Genomic DNA, 24836 nt, shown 5'->3' with positions numbered 1-24836 from the left:
CGGTTTCACGATGGTTTCAGCTCCCTGGAACCGGGGCTGCCTCGGGTAGCTGTGGTGCGCCAGCCCTCCGCAAGGAGTTCGCGGAGCTCGTGCACAGCCTCCCGGAGCCTGGCCGCGAAGGCGTGCATGCCGTCTGCCACCGCGAGCGGGGTGGACAGGTACACGTGGAAGCGGTCCGGCAGGAGCACGTACGCGACGCCGATGCAGCGGCTGCTGGTCGAGCCGAAGTACTGGATGTTCACGGACGGAGCCGAGCTGATGCTGAGGTAGTCGTCGTGCATGATCGTCCAGCCGGGCGAGCGGTACAGCGCCGGCTGTCCCGCCACGCCGAGCTCCGCCCCCCGGTGCCGCGGATCAGCTCCAGCTCCCACAGGTGCTGCTCAGGCGGAAGCCCGGCCTGGTGCTCCTTCGCCCGCCGCACATCCGCCGCGGCAGCGGCCCGCAGCGCATCCCGCCGGTGCTACGTAGAAGCGTCCGGGTCGGTCATCCCCGCGACGAAGTCCCGCATCTCCGGCGTGACGACGCGCATCGCCTCCGTCCGCCCGTGCCGGAACTGCCGCGTGGCGATGGACTCGTACGTGGCCCCCAGGTGCCCCTTGGCCCGCTGGTACGCGAGCTGCACGAAGGCGTCCGGGGAGACCCCCGAGCGCCTTCGCCGCACTCGAGCCGAAGTCGTCGAAGGACACCGTCTGCGTCGCGGTCGCGTCCCCGTACGCCGCGAAGTCCGCCCCGGGGGAGCGCACCTTCGACCGCAGCCCGTCGTCCAGGCCGAAGCGGATCGGCGCGACCGGCGGCAGGCCCTGCGTACCCCCGGCGTCGGGCGCGGTCGAGAGCAGATTGTGCTGAAGATTCGAGACCTCCACCACACCGGAGGTCTTCGCTATTGATCAAGCCCACCCAATGTCAACGCTCGTGGGCAATACACCTAGGGGTGTTCCGACCCATCCCACGGCCGACGCAATTAAGACGAACTGAACCAGGCAGCAAGCGCGGACGAGCCCCGTCCATGTCCAGACCGGACTCGTCCGCATGTGGTCCCAGCGAGCCCTACAGTCCACCCTCAGACATCCCGTGCACGGCCGGGATCGTGCCCAGCCGGCCCGCCTGGAAATCCTCGAATGCCTGGGCCAGCTCCGTGTGCGTGTTCATCACGAACGGCCCGTACTGCATCATCGGCTCGCGGATCGGCGCCCCGCCCAGCAGCACCACTTCGAGGTTCGGGCTCCGGGACTCCTGCGCCGCGTCCGCCCGGACCGTCAGCGACTCTCCGTGCCCGAAGACCACGGTCTGTCCCATCCGGAAGGGCCGCCCCTCCGCGCCCGCGGTGCCGCGCCCGGCCAGCCCGTACACCAGGGCGTTGAAATCCGGCCGCCAGGGGAGCGTCAGCTCCGCGCCGGGGCTGACGGACGCGTGGATCATGGTGATCGGCGTGTGCGTGGCGCCCGGCCCCATCTGACCGCCGATGTCGCCGGCGATCAGCCGCAGCAGCGCTCCCCCGTCGGCGGACGCCAGCAACTTCACCTGGCCGCCGCCGATGTCCTGGTACTTCGGCGGCATCATCTTGTCCTTGCGCGGCAGGTTCACCCACAGCTGGAGGCCGTGGAAGAGACCGCCGCTCACGACGAGCGACTCCGGGGGCGCCTCGATGTGCAGCAGTCCGGAACCGGCGGTCATCCACTGGGTGTCACCGCCGTTGATGACTCCGCCGCCGCCGTGCGAGTCCTGGTGCACAAACGTTCCGTCGATGAGATACGTGACGGTCTCGAAACCACGGTGCGGGTGCCAGGGGGTGCCCTTGGGCTCGCCCGGCGCGTACTCCACCTCGCCCATCTGATCCATCATGATGAACGGGTCGAGGTGCTGGTAGTCGATGCCCGCGAAGGCCCGGCGCACGGGGAAGCCCTCACCCTCGAAGCCGCTCGGTGCGGTGGAGACGGCGAGCACCGGGCGCGGCCCGGCCTCGGCGGGGGCGCTGACGCGGGGCAGGGCCAGCGGGTTCTCGACGGTGATGGCGGGCATGACGGCCTCCTCGGCTCTTGCACCACTAGTTGAATGGTGAACATTCAGCAGGGCGTCGAACATTCCCCCGGCATGCGCAAGGACCCGCCGCGCGGTGCGACGGGCCCTCCATGACCGTAAATCCACGGATCTCGTACGGCCAGCCGTACATCCGCGGATGTTCTCCTCGCTATCCGTCGCTACCCGTACATACGGCGCATCGCGAAGTCGACCATCTGCTCCACCGCCTTCGCGTCGAAGACCATGCGGTGGTCGCCCTCCATGTCCAGCACGAAGCCGTACCCCGTCGGCAGCAGGTCCAGCACCTCCGCGCCCGTGATCACGAAGTACTTCGACTCCTTGCCGGCGTACCCGCGCAGTTCCTTGAGGGAGGTGAACATCGGGATCACCGGCTGCTGCGTGTTGTGCAGCGCCAGGAAGCCCGGCCCCTCACCCCGCGGGCAGTAGACCTTCGACGTCGAGAAGATCCCCTGGAAGTCCTCCGCCGACAGCGATCCGGTGGTGAAGGCGCGCACCGCGTCGGCGAGCGAGGGCGGCGACGGCTCGGGGTAGAGCGGCTGACCGCCGTACCCACCGGGCGCCTGCTGCTGCGGCGGGGGCGGCGCGGCGTACTGCTGCCCGGCGCCCGCGTTCTGGTCGTAGCCGTACATGCCGCAAAGCGTAACGAGTCACAGTTGCCCGGTGAGGGGTTGATTCTTATTACTGGCCGGTAGCATCATGGCGTCACTGCTTGATTATGCGTACGAGGAACCTGCCTCCCCGAGCCTTACGGAGCCGTCGTCATGGGGCACTACAAGTCGAATCTCCGCGACATCGAGTTCAACCTCTTCGAGGTGCTCGGCCGCGACACGGTGTACGGCACCGGCCCGTTCGCGGAGATGGACGTCGAAACCGCCAAGAGCGTGCTGTCCGAGATAGCCCGGCTCTCCGAGAACGAGCTGGCCGACTCCTACGCCGACGCGGACCGCAACCCGCCGGTCTTCGATCCCGAGACCAACACCGCACCCGTCCCCGACAGCTTCAAGAAGAGCTACCAGGCGTACATGGACGCCGAGTGGTGGCGGCTGGGCATCCCCGAGGAGCTCGGCGGCACCACCACGCCGCGCTCGCTGCTGTGGAGCTTCGCGGAGACCATCCTCGGCTCGAACCCGGCCGTCTGGATGTACTCCTCCGGCCCGGCCTTCGCGGGTGTGCTCTTCGAGGAGGGCACCGAGGAGCAGAAGCACATCGCGAAGATCGCGGTGGACAAGCAGTGGGGCTCCACCATGGTGCTGACCGAGCCGGACGCCGGCTCGGACGTGGGCGCCGGCCGCACCAAGGCGGTCCAGCAGGAGGACGGCTCCTGGCACATCGAGGGCGTGAAGCGCTTCATCACCTCGGGTGAGCACGACATGTCCGAGAACATCCTGCACTACGTTCTCGCCCGCCCCGAGGGCGCCGGCCCCGGCACCAAGGGCCTCTCGCTCTTCCTCGTGCCGAAGTACGAGTTCGACTTCAAGACCGGTGAGCTGGGCGAGCGCAACGGCGTCTACGCCACCAACGTCGAGCACAAGATGGGGCTCAAGGCCTCCAACACCTGCGAGATGACCTTCGGCGACCGCCACCCGGCCAAGGGCTGGCTCATCGGCGACAAGCACGACGGCATCCGCCAGATGTTCATGATCATCGAGTTCGCGCGGATGATGGTCGGCACGAAGGCCATCGCGACCCTGTCGACCGGCTACCTCAACGCCCTGGAGTACGCCAAGGAGCGTGTGCAGGGCCCGGACCTGGCCGCCTTCACCGACAAGACCGCACCGCGCGTCACCATCACCCACCACCCGGACGTGCGCCGCGCTCTGATGACGCAGAAGGCCTACGCCGAGGGCATGCGGGCCCTGGTCCTCTACACCGCCTCCATTCAGGACTCCATCCTGGTCAAGGAGGCCGCGGGCGAGGACGCCTCCGCGCTGAGCCGCCTCAACGACCTGCTCCTGCCGATCGTGAAGGGATACGGCTCGGAGAAGTCCTACGAGCAGCTGGCCCAGTCGCTGCAGACCTTCGGCGGCTCCGGCTACCTGCAGGAGTACCCGATCGAGCAGTACATCCGGGACGCCAAGATCGACACCCTCTACGAGGGCACCACCGCCATCCAGGGCCAGGACTACTTCTTCCGGAAGATCGTCCGCGACCAGGGCCAGGCGATGACCGCCCTCTCCGAGGAGATCAAGAAGTTCCTGGCCGAGGCCGCCGGCGGCGAGGACCTGGCCGGGGCCCGCGAGGAGCTGGCCAAGGCCGCGGTCGACCTCGAGGCGATCGTCGGCGCCATGCTGACCGACCTCGCGGCCACCGAGAAGGACGTCAAGTCCATCTACAAGGTCGGACTCAACACCACCCGCCTGCTGATGGCGTCCGGCGACGTGGTCGTCGGCTACCTGCTGCTGCGGGGCGCGGCGGTCGCGGCCGACAAGCTCGCGTCGGCCTCCGCCAAGGACAAGTCCTTCTACGAGGGCAAGATCGCGGCGGCGAAGTTCTTCGCGCACACCATCCTGCCGGGTGTCTCCGTGCAGCGCGGCCTCGCCGAGACGGTCGACAACTCCCTGATGGAGCTGGACGAGTCGGCCTTCTGATCCGCCCACGGCATCCGCCGTCGCAGTACCCGAGACCCCTGCCCGGCCCGGTCGGACGGACAGGGGTCTCGCCTTTGCTCCCCGGCCCCACGGGCTGCCTCAGCCAGGGCCTGCGGGACCCGGCGATCGATGTGCATCCGGCCCACGCCCCCACGATGCCGACTCCGGAGAGCGCGACGGTGATGTTCCCGGTCGACGGGTGCCTGCCACCGCATGGTCCGGAGGAGACCGCGTTCGCCCACCGGGACGCCGGCTTCTCGACCGCCCTCAGCCCGGTCTTCCCGACCAGGTCCCGGTGCGAGGCCGGCACCGGCCGGGTGCGCGACTACGCCGCCGCCCTGCGGCCCCACTGCGCGGAGGCGGCTGTTGTGCACTGCATGGACCACGACGCCGAACCGCCGTGTCCGCGCCGACTGTGGCCGGAACGACGACCGTCCGGTCGCGCTCAAGCGCCGCTACGAACCCCGGCAACCTGTCCGTCCGAACCACAACCTCAGCCCCTGAGGGCAGCCTCGGCCCGTCGGCCCGTCGCCCCGGCGGCGGCCCACCGGCCTCTCTCTATGCTGTCCGCATGAGAGCCCACCCCCGCTTCGACCGCGGCCACACCGACGACCTGATCACCTTTCTCGCCGAGAGCCCGTCGCCGTACCACGCGGTCGCGAGCACCGCGGCGCGGCTGGAGAAGGCCGGGTTCCGGCAGGTCGAGGAGACCGCGGCCTGGAGCGGGGGCACGGGCGGGAAGTACGTGCTGCGCGGCGGGGCGATCGTGGCCTGGTACGTGCCGGAGGGTGCGGGCCCGGAGACCCCCTACCGGATCGTGGGCGCCCACACCGACTCCCCCAACCTCCGGGTCAAACCGATCCCGGACACCGGCTCGCACGGCTGGCGGCAGATCGCCGTCGAGATCTACGGCGGCACGCTCCTCAACACCTGGCTCGACCGCGACCTCGGGCTGTCCGGACGGCTCACGCTCCGGGGCGGCGCCCACCGGCTGGTCGCGATCGACCGGCCGCTGCTGCGCGTACCGCAGCTCGCCGTGCACCTCGACCGCTCCGTCAACAGCGAGGGCCTCAAGCTCGACAAGCAGCGCCATATGACCCCGGTCTGGGGTCTCGGCGACCCCGCCGAAGGCGATCTGATCCGCTTCGTGGCACAGGAGGCGGGCGTCCCCGCCGAGGAGGTCGCCGGCTGGGACCTGATGGTGCACAGCGTCGAGCCGCCCGCCTACCTCGGCCGGGACCGGGAGCTGCTCGCCGGGCCGCGCATGGACAATCTGCTGTCCGTCCACGCGGGTACGGCCGCACTGGCCGCGGTCGCCACCTCCGGCCAGGAGCTGCCGCATATCCCTGTCCTCGCCGCGTTCGACCACGAGGAGAACGGCAGCCAGTCCGACACCGGCGCCGACGGCCCGCTGCTCGGCACCGTCCTGGAGCGGTCGGTCTTCGCCCGCGGCGGCTCGTACGAGGACCGGGCGCGCGCCTTCGCCGGCACGGTCTGTCTGTCCTCCGACACCGGGCACGCCGTCCACCCCAACTACGCCGAGCGCCATGAGCCCGGCCACCACCCGATGCCGGGCCGCGGCCCGATCCTCAAGGTCAACGTCAACCAGCGCTACGCCACCGACGGCAGCGGCCGGGCCGTCTTCACCGCCGCGTGCGAACGCGCGGGCGTGCCCTGGCAGTCGTTCGTCTCCCACAACTCCATGCCCTGCGGCACGACGATCGGCCCGATCACCGCCGCCCGGCACGGCATCACCACCGTCGACATCGGTGTGGCCATCCTGTCCATGCACTCGGCGCGTGAGCTGTGCGGCGCGGAGGACCCGTATCTGCTGGCGAACGCGCTGACCGCCTTCCTGGAGGATTGAGTTGGAGTTCTCGCTGCTCGGCCCGGTCGTCGTCACCAGCGGCTCCGAGGAGCTGGCCCTCGGGCCCGCCAAACGGCGCAGCGTACTGGCGATGATGTTGCTCCAGCCCAACATCACCGTCTCCGTCGAGCAGTTGATCTCCTGCCTCTGGGAGGACGAACCACCCGCCCACGCCCGTACCGTCGTCCAGGGCCATGTGTCACGGCTGAGGGCCACGCTGGCGGAGGCGGGCGCGGACGACCATGGCATCGAGCTGGCCACGCACGGCTCCGCGTATCTGCTGCGGCTGCCCGAAGAGCTGATCGACGCCCATCGCTTCAGCGAACTGCTGACGCTCGCCCGGCCGGTGGCGGCACCGCAGGACGCGGTGTATCTGCTGCGTGAGGCGCTCAGCCTGTGGCGTGGTCCGGCGCTCACCGGCACCGTGGCCGGCCCCCACTTCGCCGCCGCCTCGCACGCTCTGGAGGAGCGGCGGCTGACCGCCCTCGAGGCGCTGGCAACCGCGCACGGAACGCTCGGCGAACACGACAAGGCCGCCGGCGTGCTGTACTCCGAGGCGGCCTCCAACCCCCTGCGCGAAGGGCTGGTCGCCGCGCTGATGCAGGCGCTGTACCGGGCGGGCCGCCAGTCGGACGCGATCAGCTGGTTCCACCGGACCCGGCAGCTGCTCGGCGAGGAGCTGGGCGTGGATCCCGGGGAACGGCTCACCCGTGCGTACGAGGAGATCCTGGCCGCGGCCCCCGCCCCGTACGCACCACCGCACCGGGACACTCCACCGCACCCTGACACCCCGCCCCCGGCGGACGAGGCGGGGCAGGCCGGGTACACCGCCCCTCGCCTCCTGCCGCGGCCTCCGGCGCGCTTCCTCGGCCGCGAGGCCCAACTGGCCGAACTGACCGGCTGTGTCACGGCTGCCGCGAGCGGGGAGAGCCCGCTCGCCGTGGTGACCGGCCCGGCGGGTGTCGGCAAGACCGCGTGCGCCGTGCAGTGGGCGCACCAGCACGCCGACGCCTACCCCGACGGACAGCTCTTCGCCGATCTGGGCGGCTTCGGCGAGGGGGACGAGGCCCGACCCGCCGACGTCCTGCGCGAGTTCCTGCTCGCCCTCGGTACGCCGGCCGCGCGCATCCCCCCGTCGGTGGAGGCCGCCTCCGCGCTCTACCGGACGATCGTGGCCCGCCGCAGGCTCCAGGTCGTCCTCGACAACGCACGCGGTTCCGCCCAGGTACGGCCGTTACTGCCCGGAGGCCCGCACTGCGTCACGCTGGTGACCAGCCGGAGCCGGCTCGACGGGCTGGTCGCGACCGACTGCGCCCGGCCCGTGCCCGTCCAGGTGCTCGGTGCCGACGAAGGGGTGGCGCTGCTCGGGGCCATGCTCGGCCCGGAGCGGGTCGCGGACGAGCCGTCCGCCGCCCGGGAGCTGGTCGGCCTCTGCGACGGGCTGCCGCTGGCCCTGCGGGCGGCGGCCGCGCAACTCACGGCACGCCCTCGCTGGCGGCTGGCCCGGCTGGCCGCGGCGCTCCGCGACGAGCGGCGGAGGCTGGCGCTGCTGTCCGCGGAGGACACCGGAATCGCCGCCGCGCTGCGGATGTCCGTGGCACGGCTCTCGGCGGACGACGCGCGGCTGCTCTCCACGCTCGCCACGGGCCTGGACCGCCGGGTCGACTCCTCCACAGCGGCCGCGCTCGCCGGTTCGGACCCCGACCGCACCCGGGACGGTCTGGACCGGCTCGCCGAGATGCATCTCGTGTACGAGGAGGCCACCGACCGCTACGTGATCAGCGAGCTGGTCCAGCTCTTCGCGCGGGACGGGGAGCCGGGCGGCACGGACCCGCCCCCGGCCCCGTCGGAGCGGTAGGCACGGTCCGGGCGGTAGGCACTCCGGGCGAATCCACGAGGACCAGCCCTGGGCCCCCGTGCCGAGGGTCAGGGGCCGGATGCAGGGTCACCTCCCAGCGGTGGCCGGGGGAGCGTCGTTACGGCGGTGGGGTACTCGCCCGGCTGCGGCCGGTGGGGCCCCCGACCGCCACCTCGACGACAGCGCCGACGTCACGTACTGCTGCGGGACACGGCCGACGCCTTCACCCGGCGAGGGTGACGAATCGGTGCGAATGAGCTGAACCTGCCCTCACCGCATGGCCGTTCCCGACCCGGGTACGCGAAAAGTGTCCAGTCCGGAAAAAGCCAAGCGAACAATGAAGGCGGACACCATGGGTATCGGCGGGTGCATCGGTCTGATCGCGATCGGCGCGATCCTCACCTTCGCGACCGACTGGCACATGGCCGGGGTGAACCTCGACTTGGCCGGTCTGATCATGATGGCGGTCGGATTCATCGGCCTCGCGGCGTATGTGAGCATCCTGAAGCGGCGGCGGGTCCAGCCCCCGTCCCCGGGCGCTCCGGTGGTCGAGGTCGAGGACCACAACCGCTACTACAGCTGAGCGCGTCCGGGAGACGGTACGCGCTGACCATCCTGCGAGCCGGGACGAGTGACGGCCCGTCAGCCGCCGGAGCGCGGCTGACCGGCCCGTCACTCTCCGGCCGGGGTCATCCTTCGTCCAGACCGGCGAGCAGAAGCGGCAGCCGGTCCACTCCCCCGGAGCTCACCCGGAGGGGAACGCCCCAGTCCTGCTGGTGCACATGGCAGGCGGGGTACTCGTTCACGGCGCCACCGTCGGACGCGGTGTCGTCGCAGGACGCGGCCATCGCGGACACATGCAGCACACCGTCCGTGACCCCGTCGGCCAGGACGAGGTCACGGCTCAGGTCCGTGCCCGTACCGGCGCCGTCCGCCAGCAGCTCCGGTGGTGAGGCGCTGACGATCAGCCGGGTCGACGGCCCGTAGCGCTCGTCGAGCTTCTGGCCGCCGGGCGCCTGGAAGACCACATCCAGCCGCAGTTTGCCCGGGGCGACCTCGGTCGCCGCACGCCGGGTGCGGTGGGCGACGGACTCGACTCGTACGGCCTCCTCGGGGAGGCGCAGCCGGGTCAGCCGGTGCCGGGCGGACTCGACGACCGCGATGTCGCCGTCCACGAGCACCGCGCCGGACGGTTCCCGCAGATCGGTGGCGAGCGTGCTCACCTCTCCCGTCGCGGGGTCGAAACGCCGCAGGGCGTGGTTGTAGGTGTCGCTGACGGCGACCGAGCCGTCGGGCAGTGCGGTCACGCCCAAGGGGTGCTGGAAAAGCGCCTGTTCCGCGGGGCCGTCCCGGTGCCCGAAGTCGAACAGCCCGGTGCCGACGGCCGTACGGACCGCGAAGCCGTCACCGTCACGCTCGGCCCAGCGGAGCGCGCTCGTCTCGGCGTCGGCGATCCACAGCAGCTCCTCGGTCGCGGCGAGCCCGGACGGCTGCGCGAACCACGCCTCCGCGGCGGGTCCGTCCACCAGGCCCTCGTTGGTGGTTCCGGCGGCGGCACCGACCGTCCCGGTCCCGGGGTCGTACGTCCACAGCTGGTGGACGCCCGCCATGGCGATCCACAGCCGGCCGGCCCACCAGGCCACGTCCCAGGGCGAGGAGAGGTCCACCTCGCGGGCCGGGCCGGAGGTGGGGGAGGTCTGCCACCACTGGCGGCCGGTGCCCGCGAGCGTCGTGACCTCACCGGTGCCGGGGTCGACGGCGCGCAGGGCGTGGTTGACGGTGTCCGCGACGGCCACCCTGCCGTCGGGCAGCAGCGCCAGGCCCTGCGGCTCGCTGAACCGCGCCCGCTCCGGGCCGCCGTCGGTGAACCCGCGCTCCCCGGTCCCGATCCGCCGCAGTACGGTCTCGCCGTCCTCGGCCAGTTCCACGAGCGCGTGCCGGGTGGTGTCCGAGACGAGGAAGGTGCCCCCGGGCAGGACGAGCGCCTTGCCGGGGAAGCGCAGATCGGTCGCGACGGGCTCGGGCGCCACATAGGGGCCGTCGCCGCGCCGCAGCGTGCCCTTGGCCTCGTGAGCCGTCTCCAGCTCCTCGACGAGCTTCTCCAAGGCGTGGGCGTGGCCCTCACCCGCGTGCTGGGCGACGACATAGCCCTCGGGGTCGATGACGACGAGGGTGGGCCAGGCCCGGACGGCGTACTGCTTCCAGGTGGCCAGCTCGGGGTCGTCGAGGACGGGGTGGTGCACCTCGTACCGCTCGACGGCGTCGGCCACGGCCCGGTGGTCGGCCTCGTGGACGAACTTCGGCGAGTGGACACCGATGATCACGACGGTGTCGCGGTGCTTCTCCTCCAGCTCGCGCAGCTCGTCGAGGACATGCAGACAGTTGACGCAGCAGAACGTCCAAAAATCGAGAATGACCACATGTCCTCGCAGGTCGGCGAGGGTGAGGTCGTGTCCGCCGGTGTTGAGCCAGCCGCCCTTCCCGATGAGTTCCGGGGCGCGGACGCGTGCACGTGAAGCCATGGTCCCAGCCAACCACAGGGCCGCCCCCGCTATTCCTCGGCCTCCCGCCGGCCGCTGGGGCCTGTCCGGCAAAAAGCGTCGTCCGCCGCAAGGCGGGGCCCACGGCTCCCCCACCCGGACGAGTCCGGGGGAGCGTCGTGGGCCGGGCGGGATGTGTCGGACAGGGCCCGCAGCGGGAGACGCCCCGCTACCGCGGATCGGGCATGCCCAGCACCCGGTCACGCAGCGCCGGGAACAGCTCACGGGTCTTGGCCACCCGCCCCGGGTCCAGCTCCACGGTCAGCACCTCCTCGCCCTCGCCCGCCTCGGCGAGCACCTCGCCCCACGGGTCGACGACCAAGCTGTGCCCGGCCTGCTCGACCCCGGCGTGGGTGCCCGCGGAGCAGCAGGCGAGCACGTACGCCTGGTTCTCCACGGCGCGGGCGCGGGCCAGCAGCGTCCAGTGCTCGCGGCGGCGCGCGGGCCAGCCCGCCGGGACGACCAGGAGCTCGGCGCCCGCGTCGGTCAGCCGCCGGAACAGCTCGGGAAAGCGGAGGTCGTAGCAGGTGGCCAGACCGGCGACGGTGTCGGGGAGTTCGACGGTCGCGATCTCGTCGCCCGCGCCCATCATCACGGCCTCGCCCTTGTCGAAGCCGAAGCGGTGGATCTTGCGGTAGGCGCGGCGCAGCGCGCCGTCGGGGCCGAAGACGAGGGAGGTGTTGTAGAGGGTGCCGTCGGGTGCCCGCTCGACGACCGAGCCCGCGTGCAGCCACACCCGCGCGTCGGCCGCCGCGGCCGCCATCGCCGCGGCCGTCGGGCTGTCCGCTGCGGATGCGTCCGTTCCGAAGACCGGGGGCCGCTCGGCGTACTCGGCGAAGGACTCGTACGCGAAAGCGCCCATGGGCCACAGCTCGGGGAGGACGACAAGGTCCGTACCGGCCTGGGCACGGACCAGTGAAGCCACGCGCTCACGGCGCGATTCGACCGGCTCGTCCGGATTCACGTCGATCTGGAGCAACGAGGCGCGCACACTACCACCACTCTCACGGTTCGAGCGTTCGAATCGAGCTGCCAACAGGCCTACGATCAGTCGCGAAAGCACTGCCGGGGTGCCCGTGCGCAGCGTAACTTAACTGCCAGAGCCGAGGCTCGAGCACCCAGCCCGCGTACCGACCGCCGAGGGGTCACGTGACCGTCCACCCAAGCCTCCAGTCCTATGTCGACGCCTGGACCCACTCCATCGAGGCGATATCCGAGCTGGTGACACCGCTTGTCGAGGGCGAGTGGAACCGCGCCACCGCATGCCCGGGGTGGTCGGTGCGGGATGTCGTCTCGCATGTCATCGGCATCGAATGCGAATTGCTCGGTGATCCACGCCCGATTCACACCCTGCCGCGCGATCTCTATCACGTCACCAACGAGCTGACCCGTTACATGGAGGTCCCTGTCGACGTCCGGCGGTGCCACACCGCGCCGGAGATGACATCGGAGCTGGAGTACACCATCATCCGGCGCTCGCGGCAGCTGCGGAACGAGACCCGCCGGCCGGACGCCACGGTACGCAGCCCGCTCGGCGGCGAGACGACGCTCGAGCGGGTCCTGCAGTTCCGGGCGTTCGACGTCTGGGTGCATGAGCAGGACCTGCGGCGCGCCCTGGGCAAGCCGGGCAACCTCGACTCGCCGGGTGCGCTGGTCGCCCGCGACCAGCTGCTGGAGTCACTGCCGAAGGTGGTCGCCAAGGACGCGGGCGCGCCCGCGAATTCCGCGGTGGTCTTCGATGTGAGCGGCGCCGTGGAGTTCATGCGGACGGTCCGGGTGGACGCCGACGGCCGCGGTTCGATCAACGGCAGCCCGTCGCTGGGGCCCGCCGCCACGCTGACGCTGGACTGGGAGCTGTTCGTGCTGCTGGCCTGCGGACGGGTGAGAGCGGAGACCGCGGCGGAGTCGGTGAAGATCGACGGCGACCGGGAGCTCGCCCAGGCGATCCTGCGGCACTTCGCGGTCACCCCGTAACGGGCGGCCCCCGCCCCGGGTCCGCCCGGGATGGCACGGGCGCTACGCCGGGACGTGAACCGTCTCCACACGGCTGGCCACGATCCGTTCGCGCTCCCGGCGGTCCGCCCTGCCCCGGAGCCGCAGGATCTGCGACACCCCGAGCGCCTCCAGGGCGAAGACGGAGGCGAAGGCGATCCGGTAGTTGTCGCCGGTCGTGTCCAGGAGCACCCCGATGGCGAGCAGCGTCGCCATCGAGGCGGTGAATCCGCCCATGTTGACGATCCCGGACGCCGTGCCGAGCCGCTCGGGCGGGTTGGCGGGGCGGGCGAAGTCGAAGCCGATCATCGAGGCGGGGCCGCAGGAACCGAGCACCGCGCACAGCGCGGTCAGCAGCCACAGGGGCGCGTGGCCCGGCCAGGCCAGGGTGGTGCCCCAGAGCAGCGCGGTCGTGGAGACCGTACCGAGCGCGAGCGGCATACGGGCCCGGTGGTGCCGGGCGATGATCTGTCCGAAGACGAGCCCGATCGCCATATTGGACAGCACGACCAGCGTGAGCAGCTCCCCGGCGACGGCCCGGGACAGGCCCTGGGCCTCGACCAGGAACGGCAGGCCCCACAGCAGCAGGAAGACCATGGCGGGGAACTGGGTGGTGAAGTGCACCCACATGCCCAGCCGGGTGCCCGGCTCGCGCCAGGCCGCGGCGATCTGGCGGCGTACGAACCCCCCGTCGGTCTGCTGGACCGGCTCCGGCGCATGGCCCTCCGGGTGGTCCTTGAGGAACAGCAGCAGGAGCACCAGGACGAGGACGCCGCCGACGGCGCTGCCCGCGAATGTCGGGGTCCAGCCGATGCTGTGCAGCAGACGGGCGAGCACGATCGTGGAGACGAGGTTGCCCGCCATCCCGAACAACGCGGCGATCTGGGCGATCAGAGGGCCGCGCCGGGCGGGGAACCAGCGCGATCCGAGCCTCAGCACGCTGATGAAGGTCATCGCGTCCCCGCAGCCGAGCAGCGCACGCGACGCCAGAGCCGCGGCATAGGAGTGGGAGAGCGCGAATCCGAGCTGACCGACGGTGAACAGGACGACGCCCATGGCCAGCACCTTCTTGGTGCCGAGCCGGTCGACCAGCAGACCGACGGGTATCTGCATCCCGGCGTAGACGAGCAGTTGGAGGATGGAGAACGTCGACAGCGCCGAGGCGTTGATGTGGAAGCGGTCGGCGGCGTCGATTCCGGCGACGCCCAGACTGGTCCGGTAGGTGATGGCGACGAAGTAGACGGCGACGCCGAGGCCCCAGACGGCCACGGCCCGTCGCCCTCCCGGAGGGTCGCCCGGCAGACGTACCGCTCCGCTCACCGGGAGTCCCCCCGGACGAGGTTCCGCACCCAGCTGACGTGCTGGTGTACGGCGGCGGCCGCGGCCTCCGCGTCGCCGGTGCGCAGGGCTTCGAGGATCTCGGCGTGCTCCGCGATGTTCTTGGCGATCCGGTCGGGGTGGGCGTGCATCACGGCGACCCCCATCCGCAACTGGCGGTCGCGCAGCTGGTCGTAGAGCCGGTCGAGGATCTGGTTGCCGGCGCTGCGGACGATCTCGGCGTGGAAGCAGCGGTCGTTGACGGCCGCCGCGGCCAGATCGCCCTCGGCGGCGTACCGCCGCTGCTTCTCCAGCAGTTCCTCGAGCCGCTCGATGAGCCGCGGCCCGGCGGGTACGGCCTTGCGGGCGGCGTGCTCCTCGACGAGCAGCCGGGTCTCGACGACATCGCCGATCTCCTGCGCGGAGACCGGAAGCACCAGCGCGCCCTTCTTCGGATAGAGCTTGATGAGCCCCTCGACCTCGAGCCGGAGCAGGGCCTCGCGCACGGGTGTACGGGAGACGCCGACGGCGTCGGCGAGGTTGCCCTCGGTGAGCAGCGTGCCGCCCTCGTACCGGCGGTCGAGAACGGCTTGCTTGACGTGGGCGTAGACCCGCTCGGCGGCGGGTGGTTGCTTGGCGGGAGCAGCTGCGGAAGCCATGCGCACACCATAGATACAACACGTATGCGTCCGCAGGGGCGTCCGCGATACGGACGGGTGTACGAAGGGGGCGCGAAGGGAACGCACCGCCCCTGGCGCCCAGAGGGAACCGCGAGCCCTTTTCCGGCAGACGTCATTCGATCGAGCATCAGCGCTGGATCAGCGCTATATTGCATGCATGGCAACCGTACAGATCCGCAACCTCGACGATGAGGCCTACGCCATACTGCGCCGCCGTGCAGCGGACTCCGGCCGGTCCTTGCAGGAGTACCTGCGAACCCGCCTGGAGGAGGAGGCGCTGCACCCCACCATCGACGAAGCCCTCGAAGCGGTTCGCGGCGAGTTGACGAGCAGTGTGTCGATGGACGACATCCTCACGGCGCAGCGGGAAGGGCGCGGCGAGTGATCGTTGTCGACAACTCGATCCTGGTCGCGGCACTCGTCGACCAGGGCCCCACAGGGAAGGCATGTGCCGCCCGCCTGTCCGGTCGGCGGCTCGCCGCACCGTCACTCATCGACATCGAAGCGGCGAGCGCGCTCCGGGGCCTCCTTCTCGGAAAGAAGATCGAACCGGGGGACGCAGACCGAGCGCTCCGCCTGCTCCCGACACTGCCGATCCATCGCGTTCACCACAGCGCCCTGTTGCCTCGCGTCTGGGAACTCCGTGGCAACTTCACGCCGTACGACGCCGCTTACATCGCCCTGGCCGAGCACCTGGACGCCCCGTTGATCACCGGCGATGCCAAGCTGCAGCGCGGCTCGGGCGCCCGGTGCGCCATCGAAGTCATCCGCTGAGCGCTGCGGCCCCCGGCGGGTCCGGGCCTCTGCACTGCGTGAGGGCCGGCCTCCGGCGCCGCTGACGCGGCCGGGATCTTCCGGCCGCTGGATTGCCCGGGCGGCAGCGGCGGCCCGGCCTCAGAGGCATCCGTCACGCGGGCCAAGAACGCCCTCGCGCTCGGCAGCTGAGGGACACCCGCACCTCAGCCCGCTTACGCGTCGAAGTCCCCGCCCACCAGTCCGGCCCGGAAGGCCCGCCACTCGGCGGGGGCGAAGCGGAGTATCGGCCCCGCCGGGGCCTTGGAGTCCCGCACCGCGACCGTGCCGGGAACGTTGGTCGCGACCTCTACGGACTCGCCGTTACCGGTGCTGTAACTCGACTTCACGAACACGAACCCGGACACCTGTCACATCCCCTTACGGATACGGTCGACCAACTCGGCAAGTGTTGCTCCGACATGCGGGACGCGCTGTTGGTTCGGTCGGGTTCTCAGAAGGGAGGCAATGGGCGGAGCTGGACACCCGTCCGCCGACCGCCGGGGCGGTTCTCCTCGCGCCCCGGGCGTGACCGAGAGCGGCATCTGGCCCTGTCCGGTCGGCGCGCGAAAGCCCAGTCCGCAACGACGACGGGCCCGGCCGCAGGTTGTGCGTCCGGGCCCCGTCGTTGCCGGGCGGCTACGTCCAGGTGATGAGCTTCTTGGGGTCTTCCAGGACCGCCGCGATGTCCGCGAGGACCTTGGAGCCCAGTTCGCCGTCGACCAGGCGGTGGTCGAAGGAGAGCGCCAGCGTGGTCACCTGACGGGGTTTCACCTTGCCCTTGTGGACCCAGGGCTGGAGCTTGACCGCGCCGAAGGCGAGGATCGCCGATTCCCCCGGGTTGAGGATCGGAGTGCCGGTGTCGATGCCGAAGACGCCGACGTTGGTGATGGTGACCGTGCCGCCCTGCATCGCCGCGGGCGAGGTCCTGCCCTCGCGGGCCGTGGACACCAGGTCACCCAGCGCTTCCGCGAGTTCGGGCAGCGTCATGGCGTGAGCGTCCTTGATGTTCGGGACGATCAGGCCACGCGGGGTGGCCGCGGCGATACCCAGGTTCACGTACTCCTTCCGTACGATCTCCTGGTTGGCCTCGTCCCAGGCCGCGCTGATCTCCGGGTTCCGCCTGATGGCGACCAGGAGTGCCCTGGCCACCAGCAGCAGCGGATTCACCCGCAGACCCGCCATGTCCGGGTCCTGCTTGAGCTCCTGCACCAGCTTCATCGTCCGCGTCACGTCCACCGTGATGAACTCGGTGACATGGGGCGCCGTGAAGGCGCTGGCGACCATCGCCTGTGCGGTGGCCTTCCGTACGCCCTTGATCGGCACGCGTGTCTCGCGGGCCGCGGGCGCCGCGGCGGCCGCCGGCGCGGCAGCCGGGGCCGGTGCCTCCGTGGGTGCGGTGGCCGGTGCCGTGGTGGGCCCCGCATCCGTCGCCGCCATGGCCGACGCCGCGGCGGCATGGACGTCATCGCGCGTGATGACTCCGTCGCGGCCCGTCGGGGTGACCGTCGCCAGGTCGATGCCGAGGTCCTTGGCGAGCTTGCGGACCGGCGGCTTGGCGAGCGGCCGCGCTCCGGCAGGCTGCTGGGCGGCAGGCTGCTCGGGGGCGGACGGTACGGCGGTGGCCGACGGTTCGGCGGTGGCCGACGGTTCGGCGGTGGCCCCGGCGTGTCCGTTCAGCTCCGCCTGGACGGCGGCGGCAGACGGCTCGGGCCCGGCAACGCCGTTCCCCCGGGCATCCGGGCGCCCTCCGGCCTGGCCCGGGACCGACTGCCCCGGCTGCGGCTTGCGCGGCCGGCGCTTGGTCGACGAGGCGGAGACGCCGTAGCCGACGAGTACGGGTTGACGGCCCTCGGCCGCCTCGCCGACCCCGGTCCCCGTCCCTTCGTCACCGGCGTCCGCCGCGGCGTCACCGCCCTCGGCCACGGCCTCGCCCGCCGGACCGGCGCCGGAGGGCTCGGCGGAGGAGCCGCCGGGCGCGGTGTCCACCGAAATGATCACCGTGCCCACGTCGACCGTCATGCCTTCGGCGAAGCGCAGCTCGTGCACCGTGCCGTCGAAGGGGATCGGCAGTTCGACCGCGGCTTTGGCGGTCTCCACCTCGCAGACCACCTGGCCGTCGGTGACCGTGTCGCCGGGCTGGACGTGCCACTTGAGGATTTCGGCCTCGGTGAGTCCCTCGCCCACATCGGGCATCTTGAACTCTCGGAAGCGCTGACCGGTCTCAGTCATCGTCACGAACTCTCCTCAAGCCCTTCAGTACGCCAACGCACGGTCGACGGCGTCCAGCACCCGGTCGAGCCCCGGCAGGTACTCGTCCTCCAGACGGGCCGGCGGATACGGCGCGTGCATACCGCCGACCCGCAGCACCGGGGCCTCCAGGTGATAGAAGCACCGCTCGGTGATCCGGGCGGCGATCTCCGACCCCGTCCCCAGGAATACCGGAGCCTCGTGCACGACAACCAGCCTTCCGGTCTTTTCGACCGACTGCTGGACCGTGTCGAAGTCGATCGGGGACATCGACCGCAGATCCAGGACCTCGAGGGACTTGCCCTCCTCGGCCGCGGCGGCGGCTGCCTCGAGGCAGACCTTCACCATCGGCCCGTACGCGGCCAGGGTGAGATCCGTCCCCGGCCGGGCGACCCGGGCCTTGTGCAGCGGGCCGGGGAAGGCGGACGTGTCGACCTCGCCCTTGTCCCAGTAGCGCCGCTTCGGCTCGAAGTAGATGACCGGGTCGTCGCTCTCGATGGCCTGCTGCATCATCCAGTACGCGTCCGCGGCATTGGACGGGGAGACCACCTTCAGGCCCGCGACGTGCGCGAACAGCGCCTCGGGCGACTCGGAGTGGTGCTCGACCGCGCCGATGCCGCCGCCGTAGGGGATACGGATGACGACCGGCAGCTTGATCTTGCCCAGGGCCCGCGCGTGCATCTTGGCGAGCTGGGTGACGATCTGGTCGTACGCGGGGAAGACGAACCCGTCGAACTGGATCTCGACCACCGGGCGGTAGCCGCGCAGCGCGAGCCCGATCGCGGTGCCGACGATGCCGGATTCGGCGAGCGGGGTGTCGATGACGCGGTCTTCGCCGAAGTCCTTCTGCAGACCGTCGGTGACCCGGAAGACGCCGCCGAGCTTGCCGACGTCCTCGCCCATGATCAGGACCTTGGCGTCGGTCTCCATGGACGCACGGAGCGATTCATTGATCGCCTTGGCGAGCGAGAGCTTCTCCACGGCCATGTCAGTGTCCCTTCCCGGCGGGCTCCGCCTCATCGGCGAACGACGCCTGGTACGCGGCGAACTGCGCGCGCTCCTCGTCCACGAGCGCGTGCCCGTCGGCGTAGACGTTCTCGAACATCGCCATGGTGTCCGGGTCCGGCATGGCGCGTACGGCCTCCCGGACCCGCTTGGCGAGCGCGTCGCTCTCCGTGTCCAGCCCGGAGAAGTACGCCTCGTCGGCGAGGCCCTCCTTCTCCAGGTAGGTCCGCAGCCGGAGGATCGGGTCCTTGGCCTCCCAGGCCGCCCGCTCGTCGTCGGCCCGGTACTTCGTCGGATCGTCGGAGGTGGTGTGGGCCCCCATGCGGTACGTGAAGGCCTCGACGAGGGTCGGGCCCTGCCCGCTGCGGGCCCGCTCCAGCGCGGACCGCGTGACGGCGAGGCAGGCGAGCACGTCATTGCCGTCGACCCGTACACCCGGGAAGCCGAAGCCCTGGGCGCGCTGGTAGAGCGGGACACGGGTCTGCCGGTCGGTGGGCTCGGAGATCGCCCACTGGTTGTTCTGGCAGAAGAAGACCACGGGCGCGTTGTAGACCGCGGAGAAGGTGAAGGCCTCGGCGACGTCGCCCTGGCTGGAGGCGCCGTCACCGAAGTAGGCGATGACGGCCGAGTCCGCGCCGTCCTTCGCGACCCCCATCGCGTAACCGGTCGCGTGCAGCGTCTGGGAGCCGATCACGATCGTGTACAGGTGGAAGTTGTTGCTGTTCGGGTCCCAGCCGCCGTGGTTCACCCCGCGGAACATGCCGAGCAGATTGGTCGGGTCGACCCCGCGGCACCAGGCGACGCCGTGCTCGCGGTAGGTCGGGAAGACGTAGTCGTCGTCCCGCAGGGCGCGGCCGGAGCCGATCTGGGCGGCCTCCTGGCCGAGCAGCGAGGCCCACAGGCCCAGCTCGCCCTGGCGCTGCAGTGCGGTGGCCTCGGCGTCGAAGCGACGGGTCAGCACCATGTCCCGGTACAGGCCGCGCAGTTCTTCGGGCGTCAGGTCGATCGAGTATTCGGGGTCCTCGACCCGCTCGCCCTCCGGCGTCAGCAGCTGTACGAGTTCGGGCTGGTCGGCCTGCGGCTTCCTGGCGCCGGCGCGCTTGCCGCCGCTGCGGCGCGGTTTCCGCGCGGCAGTGCTCTCCACGGTCACGGTGTGCTCCTCCGTCTGTCCGGCCCCCGGGATCCGCCGGCGGCCAGTAAGGCTCACCCGCTTCGAAACGGCGCACGGGGTATGTGCGGCGGACCGAACCGGGCGTGACAGGCGCCCGGGGCAACGGCCTGCAATAGGCACGTTACCCAGTGCTCCGCATCTCTGCGAAACCCCTCTGACCTGCGAGTTTTCTTGGATTTCCAAGTAAATCGAGGAAGTGGGGAACAACCACTGGTCACAGCCTTGCAGCCCTCCGGGCCAACGGCACGTTATCCCGGAGGACAAGAGCACGGGAAGGGTTCGTATGTGAGACTGACCGTGTGTCCGAAGAAGGAAAAATCAGAGTATTTCTCCTCGACGACCATGAAGTCGTACGCCGTGGGGTCCATGAGCTTCTGTCCGTCGAGGACGACATCGATGTGGTGGGCGAGGCCGGCACCGCCGCCGACGCCCTGGCCCGTATCCCGGCCACCCGGCCCGACGTCGCCGTGCTGGACGTACGGCTTCCCGACGGCAGCGGAGTGGAGGTCTGCCGGGAGATCCGCTCGGCGAACGAGGACATCAAATGCCTGATCCTCACCTCGTACGCGGATGACGAGGCCCTGTTCGACGCGATCCTGGCGGGCGCCGCGGGCTATGTCCTGAAGGCGATACGCGGCAATGAGCTGCTGTCGGCCGTACGGGATGTGGCGGCCGGGAAATCCCTGCTCGATCCGGTGGCGACCGCCCGCGTTCTGGAACGGCTGCGCGGCGGAAATGTCCCCGAGAGCGATGCCCGGCTCGCGAAACTCACGGAGCAGGAACGGAAGATTCTCGAACTGATCGGCGAGGGTCTGACCAACAGGGCCATTGGAGACCGGCTGCATCTCGCCGAAAAAACGATCAAGAATTACGTCTCCAGCCTGCTCGCGAAACTCGGAATGGAACGCCGTTCCCAGGCTGCCGCATATGTCGCACGGCTCCAGGCGGAGAAGGGCTGACCTGCCCGGACCGGCGCCACGGGGTCGGCATCTTTCGTCCGGCCCCTCCGGGCGGACCGGGGCCACGGGGCCCAGCGTCCTTCGTCCGGCTCCTCCGGGCCGACCTGCCCGGATCGGGACCAAGGGCCTCCCCTCCGAGGGCCGCGGCCCCTAGGTCGACCCGTTCCGGCCGGTCAGGGTGGAGACATGTCCCCCGAGCCCTCCACAGCATCCGGCCACCGCGCGATCGACCTTCTGCGCAGCACCGCATACGGCCGGCTCTCGGTCAGCATGCGGGCTCTACCCTTCGTGACGCCGGCGCGGCACATCGTCGCGGACGACGACCGGGTCCTGCTGCGGCTGCACCGGGGATACGGCTACCACCGGGCCTGTGACGGCAATGTGATCGCCTACGGAGCGGACAACGCCGGCCAGGGCAGCGAGGACGTCTGGTCCGTGCAGTTCGCGGGCACCGCCCGCGCTGTCGAACCCGGACCGCGGGAGCTGGCCTTGTTCGGCCGGATGCCGCACAGCGCCGACAGCGCGCCCTTCGACCCCGCGTATCTGCATGTCGAACCGCGCTTCATCACCGTGCACACACTGGCCGGAGTCCCTGTGCGACGCACTGGGCACTCTGCGTGACCCCACGTGATCTAACATCTGGCGAGTGCCGCGCTCATATGCCGCTTCCGCCGCCCTGACCGCCCTGCCACCACCCCGGACCGCTCCGGACGGCAGCACTGCCGTCATCGCTGCGGACGGCGGCCCGGCGGGCACGACCCCGGACGACGGCCCGGCGGACACCCCGGACGACGGCCCGTCCGGTATCGCTCCGGACGGCGGCACTCTGTGCGCTCTGCTGGGCCGGTACGAGGGTGCGGGAGAGCCGCTGTCCTGTGAGCGCGTCGCCGAGGGTCTGCTCAACCGCGGCTATCGCCTGGCCACCACCCGAGGCCGGTACTTCCTCAAGCACCACCTCGACGGCGACTGCGCCGCCATCGCGCGTCAGCACGGCGCGACAGCGCGGCTGGGCGCCATGGGCCTCCCGGTCGCCCCGCCGGTGGCTGACGCCGACGGCCGTACGGTCGCGGTGATCGGCGGCCGCTGCTACGCCCTGCACCCCTGGGTGGACGGCCGGCACCGGGACGGCGGTCAGCTCACCGCCGCCCAGTCCCGGCGTCTGGGCGCCCTGCTGGGGCTGGTCCACACCTGCCTGGAGCGGGTGATGCCGCCGTCGGCCCCGGGGGGCGAGCCCCGTGTGGAGAGCGCTGACCCCTCCGACACCTTCGAACTGATCGAGGAGTTGCTCGCCCTCGCCCGCGCGCGGCGGCCCCGTGACGCGTTCGACGAGCTCGCCGAGCACCGGCTCGTCGAACGCCGGGCGCTGCTCGAGCGGCACGCCCACCGGCGCCCGAAGGCGGGCGCGGAGCCCGCCACGGGCTGGGTGCACGGTGACTTCCACCCGCTGAACCTGCTCTACCGGGGAGCGGAGCCCGCGGCCATCCTCGACTGGGACCGGCTGGGCGTACAGCCCCGCGCGGAGGAAGCGGTCCGGGCCGCTGCGATCTTCTTCGTGGGCCCGGGGGGCACGCTGGCGCTGTGCAAGGTACGGCCGTACGCGCGCGCGTACCGCCGGGCCACCGGTGCCACGGCGGAGGAGCTGGCGGCGGCCGTGCACCGCGTCTGGTGGGAGCGGCTCAACGACTTCTGGATGCTGCGCTGGCGCTATCAGGCCCACGACCGCCGGGCGGATCCGCAGTTCCCGGCTGCGGCGGCGCTGTCGGTGTGGTGGACCCGCGAGTACGAAGCCGTCCGCGACGCCTTCATGGGCTGACGTCCAGGGAGTCGCGGACGCCCGGTTCCCTGGCTGCGCGCCCCTCCAACGCCACCCGACGAGGGGATGCAGGCGACCTACGGACCGCCGCGGACGGTGAAGGGCTCGTCGTCGAAGACCGGGACCGTCCCGGCCCGCCTCGAACCGACCGTCGGGACACCGCGGACGAGGCCGAGGACGGCGCAGGACACCGCCGCCGTCGGCCCACCTCGCGGGCCGGACCGCCGCAGCGGGCCTCAGCCCGTCCCGCAGTGCCTCAGCCGGTCGGGCCCTCGACCGCGCCCGGGCTGCCGATGCCGCCGCCGTCGGCGCCGTTCTCGCCGTCCTCCGTGCCGGTGTCGTCCTCGGAGGGCGTGGGGGAGCCGTCGGTGCCGCCGTCGTCCGTACCGCCCGTGGTGGTCTCGCTGGGCGGCGAGCTCGGGGTGTACGAGGGGGTCTCGGACGGGGTGTCACTCGGGGTGTAGGAGGGGGTGTACGAGGGGGTGTAGTCCTCCTCGCCGCCGACCGAGCCGCCGCCGGGCTCGGTGTTGCCCTCCGTCGTCTCCTCCTCCTGGGACTTCGTCGGCTTCTGCTTCGTCGGCTGGGAGTGCGACGGGGTGTCCTTGGGGTTCTTGTCCGTCTGCTGCGAGCGGTTGTCGAGCGCGTAGACGACACCGACGAGGATCGCGATCACCGCGAGCGCGGCGAGCAGCCAGATCTTGCCGCGTCCTCCCTTGCCGTTCCCGCCGCCGGGCCGGTGACCGCCGTCGAAGCCGCCGTCGTCGTCCCGGCCGCCCGGGAGCAGCGGGCCACCCGCGCCGAGCTGCGAGGTGTCACCGTGGTTCGGGTGCGGCAGGACGCTCGTACCGGTCATGCCCCTCGCCGGGGTGGCCATACCCGCGTGCTCCACCGGTCCGGTGTCCCACACCCCGGTGTGACCGCCCTTGTCGGCGAGCATCTGCAGCGCGTACTGCACCAGCCCGCGCATCTCCTCGGCGCTCTGGAAGCGGTCGTCCGGATCCTTCGCGAGCGAGCGCATGACGAGCCCGTCGAGCTCCGGCGGCACCCCGTCGGAGACCTCCGACGGGGGCACGGGCATGTCCTGGACGTGCTGGTAGACCACCGAGAGCGGGGTCTCACCGGTGAACGGCGGGCGCAGGGCGAGCAGTTCGTACAGCAGGCAGCCGGTGGCGTAGAGGTCCGAGCGGTGGTCGACGGCCTTGCCGAGAGCCTGCTCGGGGGAGAGGTACTGCGGCGTGCCCATGACCATGCCGGTCTGGGTCATCGTGCTGGCCGCGCCGTGCAGCGCGCGGGCGATGCCGAAGTCCATCACCTTGACCGCGCCGCTGTGGGTGATGATGACGTTGGCGGGCTTGATGTCGCGGTGCACGATGCCGTGGTGATGGCTGTAGGACAGCGCCTCCAGCACCCCGGAGACGATGATCAGCGCCTGGTCCGCCGGCGGCGCCTCGGCGTTGAGCAGCAGATCGCGGATCGTGCGGCCCTCGACCAGCTCCATGACGATGTACGGCACGGTGTTCGGACCGACGACGTCCTCGCCGGAGTCGTAGACGGCGACCACGGCGTGGTGGTTGAGGCCCGCGACCGACTGGGCCTCGCGGGTGAAGCGGGCCTTGGAGACCGGGTCCTCGGCGAGGTCGGCGCGGAGGAGCTTCACCGCGACCGTCCGGCCGAGGCGCACGTCCTCGGCGGCGAAGACCTCGGCCATGCCACCGCGGCCGAGGCGGTGGGTGAGGCGGTAGCGGCCGTCACCGACGAGCCCGCCGTCACCCCACTGCTCCGGTGCGTCGGGGGCTCCCCCGCCGGAGGCTTCGGGTTCGGACGGGCCCTGGGCGCGCTGCGTCTGTGCCATCGGTCCTCGCCGTCGTTTCTGTCCGCGTGCATGAGTCGCGGCGGTCCTACGGTGTTCCGTGTTCCGCTAAGGCACGCTACAGGGTCCGGAGGGCGCGCCGGTCCGTGATGGA

Annotated in this window: 23 protein-coding genes; 10 read left to right on the top strand and 13 right to left on the bottom strand. The window is 71.2% G+C overall.

What is annotated here, in order from left to right:
- Positions 1-5: 5 nt before the first annotated feature.
- The 4 genes from ACTWQE_RS00620 to ACTWQE_RS00605 all read right to left on the bottom strand — a co-directional run bounded on the left by ACTWQE_RS00620 (position 6) and on the right by ACTWQE_RS00605 (position 2669).
- Entirely contained in the window at positions 6-326 is a 321-nt protein-coding gene (locus ACTWQE_RS00620) for a choline/carnitine O-acyltransferase (RefSeq protein ID WP_443326752.1), read from the bottom strand.
- Between the two features lie 134 nt (positions 327-460).
- A complete protein-coding gene (locus tag ACTWQE_RS00615) occupies positions 461-622 on the bottom strand; it encodes a choline/carnitine O-acyltransferase (protein ID WP_443326751.1) in 162 nt (53 codons plus the stop codon).
- 425 nt (positions 623-1047) lie between these two features.
- Positions 1048-2019 (bottom strand): pirin family protein, encoded by a 972-nt coding sequence (locus ACTWQE_RS00610; protein WP_443326750.1) that lies wholly within the window; start codon positions 2017-2019, stop codon positions 1048-1050.
- A gap of 179 nt (positions 2020-2198) precedes the next feature.
- Positions 2199-2669 (bottom strand): SseB family protein, encoded by a 471-nt coding sequence (locus ACTWQE_RS00605; RefSeq protein WP_443326749.1) that lies wholly within the window; start codon positions 2667-2669, stop codon positions 2199-2201.
- A gap of 132 nt (positions 2670-2801) precedes the next feature.
- Here ACTWQE_RS00605 and ACTWQE_RS00600 point away from each other — a divergent pair, with 132 nt between their 5' ends.
- From ACTWQE_RS00600 to ACTWQE_RS00585, 4 genes are all read left to right on the top strand, one after another.
- Complete coding sequence (locus tag ACTWQE_RS00600) at positions 2802-4628, top strand: acyl-CoA dehydrogenase (RefSeq protein WP_443326748.1); 1827 nt, start codon at positions 2802-2804, stop codon at positions 4626-4628.
- Between the two features lie 571 nt (positions 4629-5199).
- Positions 5200-6495: a M18 family aminopeptidase gene (locus tag ACTWQE_RS00595; RefSeq protein ID WP_443326747.1), complete on the top strand. Its 1296-nt coding sequence runs from the start codon at positions 5200-5202 to the stop codon at positions 6493-6495.
- Between the two features lies 1 nt (position 6496).
- Positions 6497-8353 (top strand): BTAD domain-containing putative transcriptional regulator, encoded by a 1857-nt coding sequence (locus ACTWQE_RS00590; RefSeq protein ID WP_443326746.1) that lies wholly within the window; start codon positions 6497-6499, stop codon positions 8351-8353.
- Between the two features lie 352 nt (positions 8354-8705).
- Positions 8706-8936 carry a hypothetical protein gene (locus ACTWQE_RS00585; protein WP_443326745.1) on the top strand — a complete coding sequence of 77 codons (231 nt, stop codon included), beginning with the start codon at positions 8706-8708 and terminating at the stop codon, positions 8934-8936.
- 106 nt (positions 8937-9042) lie between these two features.
- Here ACTWQE_RS00585 and ACTWQE_RS00580 read toward each other — a convergent pair whose 3' ends face one another.
- Both ACTWQE_RS00580 and ACTWQE_RS00575 read right to left on the bottom strand, forming a co-directional pair.
- A complete protein-coding gene (locus tag ACTWQE_RS00580; protein WP_443326744.1) occupies positions 9043-10875 on the bottom strand; it encodes an NHL domain-containing thioredoxin family protein in 1833 nt (610 codons plus the stop codon).
- Positions 10876-11062: 187 nt separating this feature from the next.
- On the bottom strand, positions 11063-11884 hold the full coding sequence (locus ACTWQE_RS00575) for a carbon-nitrogen family hydrolase (RefSeq protein ID WP_443326743.1): 822 nt from the start codon (positions 11882-11884) through the stop codon (positions 11063-11065).
- A 158-nt stretch (positions 11885-12042) separates the two neighbouring features.
- Here ACTWQE_RS00575 and ACTWQE_RS00570 point away from each other — a divergent pair, with 158 nt between their 5' ends.
- Positions 12043-12867: a maleylpyruvate isomerase family mycothiol-dependent enzyme gene (locus ACTWQE_RS00570; RefSeq protein ID WP_443326742.1), complete on the top strand. Its 825-nt coding sequence runs from the start codon at positions 12043-12045 to the stop codon at positions 12865-12867.
- A 42-nt stretch (positions 12868-12909) separates the two neighbouring features.
- On the opposite strand, the gene ACTWQE_RS00565 is transcribed toward ACTWQE_RS00570, so the two are convergent.
- Both ACTWQE_RS00565 and ACTWQE_RS00560 read right to left on the bottom strand, forming a co-directional pair.
- Positions 12910-14238, bottom strand: a complete 1329-nt coding sequence (locus tag ACTWQE_RS00565; RefSeq protein ID WP_443326838.1) for an MFS transporter — start codon at positions 14236-14238, stop codon at positions 12910-12912.
- The gene (locus tag ACTWQE_RS00560) at positions 14202-14861 is read right to left on the bottom strand and encodes a GntR family transcriptional regulator (protein WP_443326741.1); all 660 of its coding nucleotides are present in this window, start codon (positions 14859-14861) and stop codon (positions 14202-14204) included. The genes ACTWQE_RS00565 and ACTWQE_RS00560 overlap by 37 nt, the downstream gene beginning before the upstream one ends.
- 178 nt (positions 14862-15039) lie before the next feature.
- Here ACTWQE_RS00560 and ACTWQE_RS00555 point away from each other — a divergent pair, with 178 nt between their 5' ends.
- Positions 15040-15267, top strand: a complete 228-nt coding sequence (locus ACTWQE_RS00555) for a FitA-like ribbon-helix-helix domain-containing protein (RefSeq protein ID WP_443326740.1) — start codon at positions 15040-15042, stop codon at positions 15265-15267.
- Positions 15264-15656: a type II toxin-antitoxin system VapC family toxin gene (locus tag ACTWQE_RS00550; RefSeq protein WP_443326739.1), complete on the top strand. Its 393-nt coding sequence runs from the start codon at positions 15264-15266 to the stop codon at positions 15654-15656. The genes ACTWQE_RS00555 and ACTWQE_RS00550 overlap by 4 nt, the downstream gene beginning before the upstream one ends.
- Before the next feature lie 194 nt (positions 15657-15850).
- Here ACTWQE_RS00550 and ACTWQE_RS00545 read toward each other — a convergent pair whose 3' ends face one another.
- From ACTWQE_RS00545 to pdhA, 4 genes are all read right to left on the bottom strand, one after another.
- Positions 15851-16042: a DUF397 domain-containing protein gene (locus tag ACTWQE_RS00545; RefSeq protein WP_443326738.1), complete on the bottom strand. Its 192-nt coding sequence runs from the start codon at positions 16040-16042 to the stop codon at positions 15851-15853.
- Between the two features lie 271 nt (positions 16043-16313).
- The gene (locus ACTWQE_RS00540) at positions 16314-17906 is read right to left on the bottom strand and encodes a 2-oxo acid dehydrogenase subunit E2 (protein ID WP_443326837.1); all 1593 of its coding nucleotides are present in this window, start codon (positions 17904-17906) and stop codon (positions 16314-16316) included.
- Between the two features lie 24 nt (positions 17907-17930).
- Positions 17931-18911: an alpha-ketoacid dehydrogenase subunit beta gene (locus tag ACTWQE_RS00535; RefSeq protein ID WP_443326737.1), complete on the bottom strand. Its 981-nt coding sequence runs from the start codon at positions 18909-18911 to the stop codon at positions 17931-17933.
- A gap of 1 nt (position 18912) precedes the next feature.
- Positions 18913-20079, bottom strand: coding sequence for a pyruvate dehydrogenase (acetyl-transferring) E1 component subunit alpha (gene pdhA / locus ACTWQE_RS00530; protein WP_443326736.1), 1167 nt, complete (start codon positions 20077-20079; stop codon positions 18913-18915).
- Between the two features lie 320 nt (positions 20080-20399).
- On the opposite strand from pdhA, the gene ACTWQE_RS00525 reads away from it, so the two are divergent.
- The 3 genes from ACTWQE_RS00525 to ACTWQE_RS00515 all read left to right on the top strand — a co-directional run bounded on the left by ACTWQE_RS00525 (position 20400) and on the right by ACTWQE_RS00515 (position 22872).
- Positions 20400-21059, top strand: a complete 660-nt coding sequence (locus ACTWQE_RS00525) for a response regulator (protein ID WP_443326735.1) — start codon at positions 20400-20402, stop codon at positions 21057-21059.
- A 186-nt stretch (positions 21060-21245) separates the two neighbouring features.
- Positions 21246-21680, top strand: a complete 435-nt coding sequence (locus ACTWQE_RS00520) for a pyridoxamine 5'-phosphate oxidase family protein (protein WP_443326734.1) — start codon at positions 21246-21248, stop codon at positions 21678-21680.
- A 184-nt stretch (positions 21681-21864) separates the two neighbouring features.
- Positions 21865-22872 (top strand): phosphotransferase, encoded by a 1008-nt coding sequence (locus tag ACTWQE_RS00515; RefSeq protein ID WP_443326836.1) that lies wholly within the window; start codon positions 21865-21867, stop codon positions 22870-22872.
- Between the two features lie 256 nt (positions 22873-23128).
- Here the strand turns inward: ACTWQE_RS00515 and ACTWQE_RS00510 are convergent, their stop codons facing one another.
- Positions 23129-24724: a protein kinase domain-containing protein gene (locus ACTWQE_RS00510; RefSeq protein WP_443326733.1), complete on the bottom strand. Its 1596-nt coding sequence runs from the start codon at positions 24722-24724 to the stop codon at positions 23129-23131.
- Between the last annotated feature and the right edge of the window lie 112 nt (positions 24725-24836).

The sequence above is a fragment of the Streptomyces sp. 8N706 genome, assembly GCF_052245415.1.
Lineage (GTDB): Bacteria > Actinomycetota > Actinomycetes > Streptomycetales > Streptomycetaceae > Streptomyces.
Note: the sequence above shows the minus strand (reverse complement) of the source record. Positions and strands in the feature narration are given on the sequence as shown.